This is a genomic window from Aquimarina latercula DSM 2041, from assembly GCF_000430645.1.
Classification (GTDB): domain Bacteria; phylum Bacteroidota; class Bacteroidia; order Flavobacteriales; family Flavobacteriaceae; genus Aquimarina; species Aquimarina latercula.
Genome location: NZ_AUMK01000012.1, coordinates 24,164 through 38,881, shown reverse-complemented (window position 1 = coordinate 38,881; position 14,718 = coordinate 24,164). Strand labels below are relative to the sequence as shown.

Genomic DNA, 14,718 nt, shown 5'->3' with positions numbered 1-14,718 from the left:
TCTAAAATTTTATATCTAACGGAGTTTCACCAGTTCCTGCATTTATTTGAAATCCATATTTCTTTCTAAGTTCTGAATTATCGAACATAGTTGACGTTTCTGACTTGTAATTAAAATATAGTTTCAATTCTTTATTTTTTTTTGAAATAATGTTTGCTATTGTTTCTTTATCTGGATGCCCGTGACCTCTTCCATTAGTTGAGAATATCATTTTATCTGAGTTAATTAATGAGAAAAGCTCGGGACTATTGTTTGCAAAACTTCCATGATGAGATAGTTTTACTAAATCAAAATGAATAGGAAACTCATACGACTTATAATATGCTTTCAAGGAATTACAAATCAATGAAGGATGTGAATCTCCCAAAAATAATACTCTTTTATTACACCCTTCTAGTATAAACGCAATGGATGATCCATTCGATGCAGAATCATCTTCATTAAACTTTAATGACAATAAACTATCAACTTGATCTATTGAATTAGAAATGTCCTTTGCTCTAGGTTTTTTTTTACATTTCTGCTTTGACACCATTATCTCAAAAGCATCATCAAAAATTACATTCTCTAATACTTCGTCTAAAAATCCATATTTCAACAACTCTTTTTTCCAATAATCATATAGTTTATCAATTTTATCATTGTTCGGAGATAATAAAATAAGTTTTATATCTTTTGTTATATGGACAATTGGATTATTATTTATTGAAATGGCTTTCATATCAAATGCAGCATTCCAATTATACCCACCTTCATTAATTAATCTCGCTAATGTAGAGCCTTGTATAGCACTAATTTCATTTTCACCTTCTAATTGCTCACGTAAATAACTTTGTGATGTTATATTTTCAATAATTGGAGATATATTTTCTTTTGCTTCACCTCGTTTAACTCTCAGGTGTTTAAGTGAATTATGCCAAACATTATCAATTTTAATAAATGTTGATTGATTATTTTCTTCTACTAACTTATTTATACCTGAAATATGGTCTTGGTCTATATGAGTTACAATTAAGTAATCTAACTTGCCCGTTTTTTTCTGTAATTTTAATAAATCATCTTTAATAAAGCTCCTATATGTATTAACATACCCGCCATCTATTAAAAATGTAAAACCAAGAAAATTTAATAAAAAACTATCTCCATTATTTGCAGGATAAACCCTTAAACTATTTTCTTCCATATATTAATTCCATAATTTACACTATTAAATGAAAAAAAATCTATTCCTTTAAAAGTAATAGGATACAAATTTGTATTCCTTTTCTAATAATATCTCCATACAATTTTTGATAGTTATTTAGCATAATTCCTTGTCTCCCTATCCACCAATCATCGCTATTAATTATACATTAAGAAATTCGAATATTCTATAATAGCTTGGTCAGAGTCATCGCTTCGTTAAACTATTTTTTAGTTGATAGAAGGTTTTAACTTAGTGTGTTTCCCGGGGTGTTTTTATTATCCCTCTGTCTTCTATCTGGTTTTCCTGTAGATTTTGCTTTTCTTTTAGGTCCTGGTTTAAGTGTCATAATCTTACTCTTTTATATGTATAATATTTTATCGTTTTATTGAACTTTTAATTCCTTCCTTTTATAATTGACAAAATAATATTTATAATGAAAACAAGTTGCCCAATGAATATGATAAATATACACAACCATATAGACGAATCGGGAACATAAGTATTTGTATAATATCTTTCACCTAAAAAATGATCACTTACAAGACTTCTAATTCCATTTGTAATAAATATACCAATCGTTAAAATAACGTGTAAACTATTCAATAAAACTGAGGTTTTAAACCTATATCTTTCTAGGGTCCAATATATAAGCCCAGTAAGTCCAAAAAACATACTTATAAGTATCAAGATTTGTTGTTGAGAAAACACAAAATAAGTATCGTGAATATTGATATCTAATGTTTGATCATCCTGACAAAATGATAACAGCAATAACACAAGAACAAAACTCCAGAATATTACATATGTTTTCTTTACCAACCTTATTATCATCGTTTATTTAGACTTTAAATTTCGTAATGTTTATTCATTTCATTTTCTACATTACTCATGTCAATTCCTTTCTTTTTGGAATATTCAATTAGATCAAGTTCAATAGAAATCTGTAATTTAAGAGCTTTTGTCGTTATAGGTTTTATTCTTTCAAATAGCTTACTAAAATAAGCATCTGATTTAAAATCATTTTTATTACTTGTAATGCTATCGTGAATAAGCCAATTTCTTTCAATTAGAAGTTTTGACAATTCAATCTCCAAATTTTTAGGTAATAAAGATTCTTTTTTGGCAACCTCAATCGCCTTACCAAATGTGTAAAAGCGTTGCTTTTCTAAAAGATCATCTGCTTCCTTCTTTTGATCCGGTTCCGTTTTTTTTAAAACAATCGCATAGCTTAATGCGTCCTCTAATATTTGAACTGCACTTAGAGATTCTCCCAATAAAGTATAAAGATGTATTTCTTTTTGAGAGGCTTTTTTGGATCTGTATTTTTTCTTTTCAATCATTTTATTAATATTTTACTATTGGACAGATCAAAATTAAATACTAACTACGCAATTATTTTACGTACTAGATCGTTTTATTGAACTTTTAATCACTGTCTCCCTAATATTGGATTAATTTTATTTCTCAGTGTTGATTCTATCTATAAGAGGCATTATTGAGTCATAATTTTTTATATCAATTTTAATAGTACTTAATCTAAAAACTTCATTGTACAAATTGTCTCTTGAATTAAGCTTGAGAGTAAAAGTTGTCTTTTTCAATTCTTTAAAAATATGTTCGTGAACACATCCTTCAATTATCCTTGATTTTCCTATATAAATAGGAATTCACTCATCTAAAACTTCATGATCCAAAACACGTTTTTTTGTCAAATTAGGGGTAAAAGACTTAACGTATTTAGGTTGCATCCATTTATTTTTAAAATTAGACACCCAAGAATGAAAATCTTTGTATAGATTATTGTTTTTAATTTTAAATAAGTATATTCCAATATATTGAAACGTGTTCCAAGAAATCTTTTCTATATGATTCTTATCTAACCTAAACTCGCATAGCACATTTAAATTTAATTTATCTGTCTCTAATATTATTTCGTCAACATAATTGCTAATTTATTTATCTATATTAAGTATTTTTTTTATCATTTATTTAAAAATTATAGGGTTGTGCAACGGTTACCGTTGTTAGTACACGTACTTATTCCGTTTTTCAATTCAAAAGTCCAACTCTTTATTCAAATAACAGTCACAACCAATATGAAAGGGTACTTTCGGTGGTGAATTTTTAGAATACTTTTTCTTGGAACATTGAACAGCCTTTGGACAAGCATTTTCGTTATGCAAAGGTTCAACTGTATAGCCTTTAATATACTCTTTATCCTCTTTCAATTCACGCCAAGAGTAAAATGAATTTCTAAAAGTTTGAGTTAATAACTTAACTTCTTCTTCATGGTGTCGCCAGGTTTGAGAAAGTTCATCAGGATTGATAGAATTGTATTTTTCTGGTAATGGATTTAATTTAAAAAGCTCTCGAAGAGAAATCTTACTTCCAATAAGTTCTTCTTTATTTCCTTGCTCTAAAATGAATTCTACAGCTTGTTTTTTTCTGTAATATTTTTTTTCCGGATTATTTGCTATTTCGTTTAATTTCTTTAGGGTTAAAGTCAATAATATTTCATCATTTGGTATTTCATTTCCACGTTTTGCTAAACCTAATTCTGAAAGCTTTTCAAACATTGGTCGAGCATAAGCATCTGCAGATATAAGACGAACTTTGTCCAATTTGTCTGCATAATTTAAATATGTTTGAATATTTTCAAATCCGTATTCTTTTATTAGTTCATCGTCAATGGTTATGTCTTTTGGCTCGTATTCAAACAATACTTCTAAATCGCAGTTTGCTCTTTCGTAAAGTTCATTGATGGCCTCTTCTCTAAAATCCACGAGCATATCTTCTTTGTCCTTAATTCCTGAAATCTCCCATTCTTTTGATGACTTTTTTAATTCTTCGATTTTTTCAAAATATTGTTTTGCATATTTTGATTTATAAGATTCTATTTCTTTAATCCGTAAATTGTGTAACGCGAATAGTTCGACAATTTCTTGTTCTTTTTTATATCCACGACTCTCATCATCATCTAATATCTTTCGTATTTTTTCCGCTGTTTGCTTTTCAGCGTTCTGTAAGGTAATTTCGAAAGGTGATTTGGGATTTAAAATCCAATCTTGATTTGCATCTTGTTTAATTGGCGGAAATTTTTCTTCTCGGTATGAACTCGAACCTGAACTATATGAGGTTTTTATTTCAACTGTTATTGGATTTTGTTCCTTTCTGTTATTTTTTGGTTGCTTATTATTCTTCGAAGACTTCGCAATTAAAACTATAATTGCTCCAATAATAACTAAAGTAATAAATGTTCCCATAGTTTGTTTTTCGTATGTATGCTAACTGCGATGTATAACAGTCAGTTACGGGTTTATATGCATTGATTTTCGGTTTAGCACAGACTTTAGCAATTCCGAGTGGATTCGTGGGGTAGTCGAATTCAACATAATTGCGATGATACAATGTTGGCGACTGGCTTTTTATTGCCACCATACTTTGTTTTTATCCATAAATATTTTGCTTTTCGGTGCTGACAGTTTATCATTTTCCAGTTCAAATGATTTTCGGTCGTCAAATTTAAAGTCCGTTGTTAAATCAACAACTTTTCCTAATTCTGGTTTTTTAACTCTCAAAAATGGTTTGTCGTAACCACCAGCAGTTTGTTCTTCTCCATTTTCGTCAAACCAAGTTGTTTCCTCAATCCATCTTTCAGCCGTTCCCAAATGTACCGGAATTAATTTTGTTCCATTTCCTTTGTACCAATAATATATTCGACCATAATACATTGTATGTAAAAAACGCTCAAATAATCGTGGTCTAAAGTTTTCACTTCCTAATTGTTCCGTTAGTGGAACAATCCACAAAATGTAGCCTCCACGTTTAGAATATTGTTCAGTTCTATGCAATATTTTTTTGACAGATAAGGTACTCTTTTGGATTTCTATTATTACTCCTTTGTTATTTATTTTCCCACTTAAGTCAGGAATAACTTTTTTATAACCTTTTTCTTTATTTTCTGTGAAGTTTTGTCTTTCAGCTTCCCATTTTCCATTTGGAAAAGTTTTTTGAAGCAATTCTAATAATTCATTTTGGCATTCTGTGTGTAATTCACTTTGTCTTTTTGTAATTGGACTCATTCTAGCTTTATATGCAAAATGGTCAATTTTTTCAATGCACTTTCTGACGATGAGTTCTTCAAAAGTTTCATCACAGTAAAACGGACCGTCTCTTTTGGTAACTTCTGAAGCGTGAACTAGCTTATTGTCAGCAACTCTTTTTGCTGTCGTTTTAGATGTCGATATTTCAAAATCTTCTTCGTAGTTCATTTTTGAGCTTGTTGCCAACAATAATATATAGGATATATGCCCTTTATATTCCACATATTTTCAATTAGTCTCTAATAAAAAAAAACATACCCGAAGAAATCTTCAGGCATGGGGTGATTCATAATTTTTTGTTGCTTCTAAATTAACAAAATAAAATTAATAGACTATTTTTTCCCTGATTTTTTTTGTAATCCTTCTTTTACAAATCAAATTCTGAGAGAGAGTAATAAAGGAGCATATCCAAATAACATACTAGTTCATTTAAGTGTTAATTCATAAACTTATAAAATAAACCGATTTATTGAACTTAATAGGCTTAGAGGTAGAATTTATGGGGTCCCGTCATGGGGCGGGATTAGTTCAACTATCTATTTTGATGCAGCCCTATGCACTTTTCAAAATAGAAGTTTCACTAAAACCACCCTTAAATTTATTCTAAAAATATCGCTATTCTCTTTGACTATATTTGATTATTACCGAAAATCATAATAAGTCTACTATACCATATAAGATTTCTATTTTTTTATCAGTACCACCATTGGCATACTGAAGTTGAGAGGTCTTAAATTCTTCTCCATTTTTATTTAAAAAACACTTGATAGTTGTAGTCCAGTTTTCATTACCCATAGCTTCAATTTTTTGGGTTTTCAACATGTAGTGTACAAATAGTTTAAGGTATATAGCTCCTCCTGACCAAATAAACCGCTTTGATTTCGTCACCCCTCTACCAGAGAATATTTTTTTAAAATTATCAAAATCTAAATCTATGTCTGCTTTAATAAATTGATGTGAAACTAGTTTCTGAAATGCATCATATAGCCCATTGGAATTCTTTTCTAAATAAGTAGCTTCTTTCTGTAGAATTGTAAGGTAATAAGAATTATAGTTTTCTCTAGTTCGAGGTCTCTTATTACTTTTCCCATTAGACTTTATCAGATAAACATTCTCTTTCTTTTCTATAGTAGTTTCTACATTTTTCGTAAAACTTTCCAGATACTCTAAAACTGTTACTCGAACTCTTGAAGAAAAAAAGATATTCTCATATTGTCTAAATACTCTTTTCATTAAAAAATCAATAAAATAAACAAGGTAATCTTCAAAAGAATGCTTTAAGTGATGCTCTAAAAAACCATCTATATGATGCAGACCTAGTTCATATTGTCGAAGCTTTAAAGAAAACCAATAGGCAAAGTCAGTATTATTGCTAAGAATTTCTTTATTGACTCTATACTGATACCCATTATTATCACTAAAAAAGTAGTTCAACCTTATATAATTACTAAAACTCCCTGAATTTATAAATCTATCAGATTTACTTTTATAATAGTTTCTTGAATCTTGATCACCATTTATGTAATCATCAAAAGTTATAAAAGGTCTTGTTTCTAGGATAGCAATACTTTGAATTTTTTTACAGAGTTCTTCCATAACTCTGATAGCAGAAAAATTCTTAAATTCTATAAGTGGATTAAAAAAATTATCATATTCAAAATCCCAGATATCTACCGTATTAATATGATAATAAGAAAAAGAAGGTTCTAGCATTTGGATTAAATAAATAGGCGTATCGCATCAGTGACTTATTAACATCTTTATATAAGTGTCAATAAATCCTAAAATGTTCTATAATTAAGTGTTAATTTTATCACAAATCATTATTAAAAATTTAGATTCGGAATGATATTAGCAGCTTCTACTTTCTTTTTATCTATTATTTTAGCATATACTTGAGTTGTTTTAAGATCCCTATGCCCTAACATTTTTGATAAGGTATATATATCTGTTCCTAAAGTTAATTGTAAAGTAGCAAATGTATGTCTGGCACAATGAAAAGTGATCTTTTTAGTAATGCCACTTCTATCCATCCATTGCTGCAGTTTTGTGCCAGTCCACCACGTATATTTCAAACCAGACAATACTAGTTCTTCAGGATTTCCGGAATCCCCTAAAAGCTCTCTAGCTTGTACAGATATAGGAAGTGTTTCAACTCCTTTTGTTTTCTTTTGTCTAAACCTTATGTACCATCCTTGTTCTTTAGAATATTGTACTTCCTGCCAAGTTAATTTAACAATATCAGACCAACGTAAACCAGTCAAAGCACTAAAAAGAAAAGCTGTTTTCAAAACGGGAACCTTACATCTTACTTTTGTAACCGCCTTTAATTCTTCTAATGTTAGAAATTCCCTTTCAGATTCTTTTCTGGTTATTGCCTTAATATCCAAAGTAGGATCTGTTATAATTATCTTATCCTTTATAGCTTGTCTTAGACACGCTTTTAATTTATAATAATATGCGTGTACTGTATTCTGTGACATTTTCTTTCCATAAGTCGAAACCGCTTCATTTTTTAGATAATCGATAAAACCTTCAATCCACCTAGTATCTACATCTGAAATTAAAGGTCTCTTACCATCACAATAGGATTCGATCTGTCGTAATGTACTTTGCCAAACACCATAAACTGTAGAATTTTTAACTTTATCGGTTTGAGATCTAAAATAGGCGACAAAACATTCATCTGAAGTTTTTTTAGTATCTTCGATTAAATGGGAAAATTCATATTGTTCGTGCTGTAATGCAAGTAGTCGCTTAGATCGAATACTTTCTGCCAAAATCAATATTTTTTTATTATGTTCTTTATCCAATCGTGTTTTTGGATTCTTGAGCAAATACAACTTTAAAGACTCTTTTTTTCGTGTTTGTTTCGCTTTTGGTACATAATAATCTAAATACAAACTTTCACGACCATCCTTTAGTTTTTTCCTTCTTAAAGTAACATTCATTGTAATCAACTTTTTGTGCCCTTTCAAAATAAAGGCACAATTACGGGACAAACATAATCAAAAAAGCACAAAATTTAGCATAATTAAATTAGAACAATAATTACAATACATTGTTAAACAAGGCTTATTCTCTGATAAAGTTTGATATTTTAATGTTGTTACACTTTTAAACCGTAAAAATCAAAGCTTTTGAAACCAAAAAGAATTATAACAGGAAGAGGTGCTCAAGAAAAAATTCATAATCGTTTTTCTGCCAATCATTATGAACTAAGAGATGACTTTCTCAACTATCTGCAAAAAGAAGGTGAACCGATTCAAAATAACAAGACAACATTCATTGAAACTTTTCCTAAGACTATTATCAATAAAGTAAGTAGTCCGGATGTTGGCATGCTATATTCCCTCAATCCATATCAGGGTTGTGAACATGGTTGCGTATATTGTTATGCCAGAAACTCACATGAGTATTGGGGATATGGAGCAGGTCTAGATTTTGAAAGTAAAATTTTAGTAAAAAAAAATGCCCCAGAATTATTAGAAAAAAAACTTAAAAGCAAACATTGGAAAGCATATCCTATTGCTCTTTCAGGAAACACTGATTGCTATCAACCAGCAGAAAAAAAACTTAAAATAACAAGACAACTGCTTAAGATATTTTTAAAGTATAAGCATCCTGTAGGTATTATAACAAAAAACGCTTTAATTTTAAGAGATATAGATATCCTTTCTAAACTAGCAGAAGATAATCTTGTATCGATTTTTCTTTCTATCACTTCCTTAGAAGAATCTACTAGAAAAATACTGGAACCAAGAACAGCAAGTATAAAAAAACGATTAGAAGCTTTAGAGAAATTAAATCAATTGGGTATTCCAACTAATGTTATGATGGCCCCTATTATCCCATCCATAAACAGCCACGAAATTCTGGCTCTTTCTAAAGAAGTATCTAATAGAGGGGCAAAAAGTATTGGTTATACAATTGTCCGTCTAAATGGTTCCATTGGTCAAATTTTTACTAAATGGCTAGAGCATACATTACCTGATAAAAAAGATAAAATATTACACCAAATTATGGAATGTCATGATGGTAACCTTAACGACAGCGAATTTGGTAGAAGAATGAAAGGAAGTGGTAAAATAGCTGATCAGATCCATCAAATGTTTACCATTGCTAGGAAAAAATACTTTACCAAAAAAAACAATATTCTTTTGAATTGTGACTTGCATGATTCTCATAAAGATGGGCAATTAAAGCTATTTTGACACTATTTTGGTTATTTTTGGTCCTTCACCCTAAGCTTATATGAGATTGCATCGTTTATTCATCTTATCTATTCTTTTGTTTTGTAATACTTTAATTTCTCAGGTTGAGAATATTATTGTTACAAAGAATGAAGAAGATATACGTCTTCAGTTAGAAGCACTTGAGGAAAGTAAAATAGATGAAATCATTTCCTTAAGTAATATTTTATATAAAATAGCCTTTGAAAACGATGATCCAAAAGGAATGATAAATGCTCTGGAACATTTAAGTATTGCCAATCTTAATTCTGGAAATAATAATTTAGCTATTGAGTATCTCGACAACGCTTCTTCTATTGCATCCAAAAACGAAATGTACCAGAAACAGGTACAGATAATGAATCTTAAAGGAAATCACTACTTTGACATTGAAGAATACGATAAGTCAAGTTCTGCGTATTCAAAGGCATTATCTAAAGCAGAAGAGATTAACAATCCTTCTTATATGTCTGTAATTAAAACTAACCTTGCATTTATAAAACTAAGAACAGGTGATTACAAGACTGCTCTTAAAGAACTAAAAGATAGTGAAGAAGAACTTTTAATAAACCCATATAAAAGAAGTCAGGAAGGAGTTAATATAGGGATCATGTTATTTAATGCTCGAATTTCTGAAGCTTATATAAAATTAAATAAACTAGATTCTGCATTATATGCTAACAATAAAGGATTATCGTATACTGAAAAAGTAAAAGTTGATAATATACATATTGACCTGTTAATGCATCGAGGTATTATCTATAAAAACAAAAAGGATTATACCAATGCGCTTACATTTTTAAACCAGGCAAAAGAGCTGTGCTATAAGGCAAATGATATTATCTTTCTAGGAAAAATTCTCAATTTACTCGCAGAATGTAAACTAGATTTAAAAGAATACAAAGGAAGCATTGAAGTATTACTCGAATCTGAAGAAATTCTTACCAAGAAATATAGTAACTCTGACGAAATAAGCAAATGTTATAAATTACTTGGTCAAGCCTATAAAATGGATGGTGACTTAAAAAAATCTAATTCGTATTATGAAAAACATATTTTAAGTTTAAGTAAACTCAATAATAAGAGATCATTAGCATCTAGAAAGGTTCAAGACATAACCATGAATGATTTTCAAAATGAAATAAACGATCTAGAAAATCAAAAAAAGAAACAAAAAAGCAAACTCACCTATTCTCAGATTGGATTAGTTATTGTAGTTTTTGGACTTATCTTGGTAACCTTCTTTTTTCAGAAAACAAAGAGAAAGAACAAAGAAAAGTTTGAAACATTACTCGCTGAAATTGAAAGAAAAGAAAAAGCAAATACTTCGGAAATAACTGTTAATGACCTTGCAATTAACGACCCCATTATCGACACTAAAGATAAAAAATTAGAATCCCGATCCAGTGAATTAGATATAAGTGATGATTTATATGAACAAATACTTATTGGATTAAAAAAAATAGAATCCCAAGAATATTATCTTAAAACAGATTGCAATCTATATAATGTAGCCAAGAAGATCAATACAAATACTTCTTACCTATCTAAAGTAATTAATGCACACTTTAATAAGAATTTCAACACCTATATCAATGATCTAAGAATAAACTATACAATAGTTCGACTTAAAAACGATTCTAAATTTAGATCTTATTCTATTAAATCGATTGCTAAAGATGTTGGCTATAAAAGTGCCGATTCTTTTTCTAAGTACTTTAAAATTCACACAGGACTACTCCCATCTTTCTATGTGAAACAATTAAATTCTAAAAATTGATCCATTAACTTTTACAAAAAAAATGAACAAATTACCCTAAATTTATAAAAATAGGGCTCTCAGTAATTTTTGGAAACCAAACTTCTTGTTTTATTATAAATAATTGATATTAAATTATTTATAATAATAAACCATACCCGTTTTTCTTTAAATTGGGTTTACTCCTCTTGTTATTACGGTTTTTTTAAAGGTACTTTGATCAAGCAATCAATTAAATAGTGGTTGTATCAAAATCTGATGAAAAAGCAACTTGTTTTATTTTCTATAGGAATTTTAGCCGGGATTTTAGTTTATGCTATGTATGTCGGAAATAAAGTAGAGGATAAATCAAACGCTATTCTAAAGGTATTACAATCTCATTGCGACTGTGATCAGGTAAAACAATTTTTATATGTAAAAGGCTTAGCAAGTTCGGAAAAAGGAATTTCTACAGAAACTGCAGAGTACGAACTAAAAAATTGTAAATATTCTGACTTAACCACAGAGGCAAATAGAATCAATGAATTATTAATTAAAAAAGTTGATGGATATCAAGAAATCGACAGGTTTACACTAGAATTTGTCAATCGAAATTCATCAAAACTAGTAACAATAAGTAACGGAAACATAAATCACTAATCATGATAGCACTTACAAAATTATTAATCGACTTTATTTTGAACTATTTTCTTTTTATAGTTGAATTTGTAATCAGCATTTTCGCATAATCAAAAAACGGACAATCAAATTCTATCAAAAAACGAGCATTTGGAATACAAAGAAGGTGGACAATTCATCAATGTCCACCTATATACTTTATCCAAGTTTTAAATTTTTGTAAAAGATTATTGTGATTAACAATTTATCTATTTACCCCAAAAACTTTATTGTCTAGAGGATTATTACTATCCTAATTACTTCTTTTTAAATCCTATTTCTTCTCACAAATACCTAATACTTCCCTCGAATCATTCATAAATAGGCTAACAATTATTTAATACTATTTTGCTTAATTATCATAATAAAAACGTAAATTTGGTCAACCAATTTAACAATTATTAACATTACACTAACCTCAAAACTCTTACAATGCAAAACCTCGCCTATCCCTGCCAAAATTTATGTGCTAATCTCAATTTAAGTTAGTACTTAATTCCTAGTTTCAAATTCTAATTAATACTTAAATAGAATAAAACTATTTCTGAATACATCCGAAAATTAACTTGAAGGTATGATCTGAAAAATGTTCTTTATCAGATCCTTCATTTTACAAACGTTTTGATCGATTTATAGTAATCGGTCCTATTTACTATATAAAATATATAACCCTTTTAAGCATCCTTTTATGAAAAACTAAAATCAATTCAAAACTAATAATACCTTAAAACCTAAACTTATGAAACGTATTTTTACTTTGCTCATCACCTTATTGATGACATTACCTTTTTTTGCCCAATCCCAGAATATCAAACCTAAACATCAGATAACTTCTGCTAAATTATCTGGAAAACATTTTGAAGAAATTTCTCTTTTTAATCTAAAATCTAGTAAATCAAATGTGATCATTCCAAAAGAATTTAAAAACTATTCAATTCTTTCATTACGGCAGTCTGCTATGAAAAAAATTGGCGCTGCTCCTGAAGCTTTAAACCTTCAATTACCTAGTGAAAAATCATCTATGCTTCTTGAATTAGTTAGAGTGACTATCGTTTCTGATGATTTTTCGATTGTAGAAATGCCTTCGGGAAAAGTGATCGAACCATTAAAAAACATTACACATTATCGTGGTATTGTTAAAAACAGTCCAAACTCTATTGCCGCAATTACTATTAAAGATGGCGAAATATCTGGAATTATTAGTCTTAGTGATGGACAGGGCAATTTAGTACTTGCTAAATTGGATACTAGTGACGATCATATTCTATACGAAGATAAAGATATCAATCATCTAAATGATTTTGTTTGCCAAACAGAAAATTTACGTTCGATAGAAACTCCGAAAAAAAAAGATTATCAAAAAAATGCTCCCGCGGCTAATCAAACTAAATGTCCTGAGATATTTTTTGATATCGGAAATGATATTGTTAGAGATAAAGGAGGTTCACAAGCTGCTTCTAACTATATCCAATCTATTTTTAATCAGGTTGCAATATTATATAACAACGAAGGAATAAAAATAAAAATATCGGGTATAAGAGCCTGGACATCCTCGGCTCCATTTAATAATTTAGATAACTATCGCAGTTATAGAAACCAAAATGGATTTAATGGTGATCTTGGTCACTTTGTTACCTATAACTATTCTGGTGGTGTAGCCTGGTTAAATGGATTATGTGGATCGTATCGATATGGTTTATCCGGTATTAATAGAAATTATAGTAATGTTCCTGTTTATTCCTGGACAGTAAATGTCATTGCACACGAACTAGGTCATAATTTTGGATCTAATCATACGCATTCTTGCGTTTGGAACGGAAATAATACCGCGATCGATGGTTGCTACAATACAGAAGGTAGCTGTGGCAGACCTGGAATTCCATCAAACGGCGGAACCACCATGAGTTATTGTCATTTAACTAGTGCAGGAATAAACCTAAGTAAAGGGTTTGGAAATCAACCTGCTGATGCAATTCGCAGAACAATCAATCGAGCTAATTGCGTAGACACTTGTAACACAGATGGCGGAGGCGGAAATGGTGATGAAGTTAGTTGCGCAGGTATAGATGAATGGTCAGAAAATGTGACATATGTTGCCGGAGATAAGGTTACATATCAGGGAAATCTTTTTGAAAGAACCACAAACAATGATTGGAACACTTTAGGAGTATGCAGCATAGATCCTTGTTTTGGAGTAGATGATTGGAATGAAAATACTACTTACTCACCTGGAGATCTAGTGATATATCAAGGAAACTTATTTAGACGTAATAACAACCAAGATTGGGATAGCCTTGGATCTTGTGAAAATAATGATCCTTGTTTTGGAGTAGATGATTGGAATGAAAATACTTCTTATGCTGTCGGAGATAAAATCATATATCAAGGTAACCTTTTCGAATGGACTGCTAATGGCTGGGAGCAATTAGCATCCTGTAGTAATGCTTCTCGTTCTCTTTTTCCTGGTGAGGTTGATGATTCTGCACTCCCTCCAAGTTTTAGTATATATCCTAATCCAGCAAGTGATGTTTTAAATATTGAAGCTAATAACTCAACGAATAAGGTTGAGCACATTTTGATAAGAGATATTAATGGTCGTGTTATAAAAACAATCAAACCCAAAGAAAAACCAAGCTATTTATCTTTTAAACAAAGTATTGTGATAGATGAATTAGTAACTGGAGTTTATTTTATTCAGATAATTAATGCGGATAATATCAGCACCAAAAAATTCTTCGTGCAATAAAAACATAATGGATACTGAAGATTTTTCAGTATCCA

Annotated in this window: 10 protein-coding genes; 4 read left to right on the top strand and 6 right to left on the bottom strand. The window is 29.7% G+C overall.

The features are described 5' to 3' along the window. Nucleotide 1: 1 nt before the first annotated feature. The 6 genes from avs1a to H526_RS0112030 all read right to left on the bottom strand — a co-directional run bounded on the left by avs1a (nucleotide 2) and on the right by H526_RS0112030 (nucleotide 8,240). Nucleotides 2-1,183: an AVAST type 1 anti-phage system MBL fold metallo-hydrolase Avs1a gene (gene avs1a / locus H526_RS0112070; protein WP_027393239.1), complete on the bottom strand. Its 1,182-nt coding sequence runs from the start codon at nucleotides 1,181-1,183 to the stop codon at nucleotides 2-4. 848 nt (nucleotides 1,184-2,031) lie between these two features. Then, complete coding sequence (locus H526_RS0112055; RefSeq protein ID WP_027393237.1) at nucleotides 2,032-2,526, bottom strand: hypothetical protein; 495 nt, start codon at nucleotides 2,524-2,526, stop codon at nucleotides 2,032-2,034. Nucleotides 2,527-3,240: 714 nt separating this feature from the next. Next, nucleotides 3,241-4,449, bottom strand: a complete 1,209-nt coding sequence (locus H526_RS0112045; protein ID WP_027393235.1) for a hypothetical protein — start codon at nucleotides 4,447-4,449, stop codon at nucleotides 3,241-3,243. Between the two features lie 162 nt (nucleotides 4,450-4,611). Further along, nucleotides 4,612-5,457 carry a competence protein CoiA family protein gene (locus H526_RS0112040; protein ID WP_027393234.1) on the bottom strand — a complete coding sequence of 282 codons (846 nt, stop codon included), beginning with the start codon at nucleotides 5,455-5,457 and terminating at the stop codon, nucleotides 4,612-4,614. Between the two features lie 483 nt (nucleotides 5,458-5,940). Further along, nucleotides 5,941-7,002: a hypothetical protein gene (locus H526_RS0112035; RefSeq protein ID WP_027393233.1), complete on the bottom strand. Its 1,062-nt coding sequence runs from the start codon at nucleotides 7,000-7,002 to the stop codon at nucleotides 5,941-5,943. Nucleotides 7,003-7,115: 113 nt separating this feature from the next. Continuing rightward, on the bottom strand, nucleotides 7,116-8,240 hold the full coding sequence (locus H526_RS0112030; protein ID WP_035085437.1) for a site-specific integrase: 1,125 nt from the start codon (nucleotides 8,238-8,240) through the stop codon (nucleotides 7,116-7,118). A 189-nt stretch (nucleotides 8,241-8,429) separates the two neighbouring features. On the opposite strand from H526_RS0112030, the gene H526_RS0112025 reads away from it, so the two are divergent. From H526_RS0112025 to H526_RS0112010, 4 genes are all read left to right on the top strand, one after another. Further along, nucleotides 8,430-9,503: a PA0069 family radical SAM protein gene (locus H526_RS0112025; protein ID WP_027393231.1), complete on the top strand. Its 1,074-nt coding sequence runs from the start codon at nucleotides 8,430-8,432 to the stop codon at nucleotides 9,501-9,503. Between the two features lie 40 nt (nucleotides 9,504-9,543). Beyond that, nucleotides 9,544-11,301: a helix-turn-helix domain-containing protein gene (locus H526_RS0112020; protein ID WP_027393230.1), complete on the top strand. Its 1,758-nt coding sequence runs from the start codon at nucleotides 9,544-9,546 to the stop codon at nucleotides 11,299-11,301. A gap of 237 nt (nucleotides 11,302-11,538) precedes the next feature. Next, complete coding sequence (locus tag H526_RS0112015; protein ID WP_027393229.1) at nucleotides 11,539-11,919, top strand: hypothetical protein; 381 nt, start codon at nucleotides 11,539-11,541, stop codon at nucleotides 11,917-11,919. Nucleotides 11,920-12,676: 757 nt separating this feature from the next. Then, nucleotides 12,677-14,683 (top strand): carbohydrate-binding protein, encoded by a 2,007-nt coding sequence (locus H526_RS0112010; protein ID WP_035085435.1) that lies wholly within the window; start codon nucleotides 12,677-12,679, stop codon nucleotides 14,681-14,683. The last annotated feature ends 35 nt before the right edge of the window (nucleotides 14,684-14,718 follow it).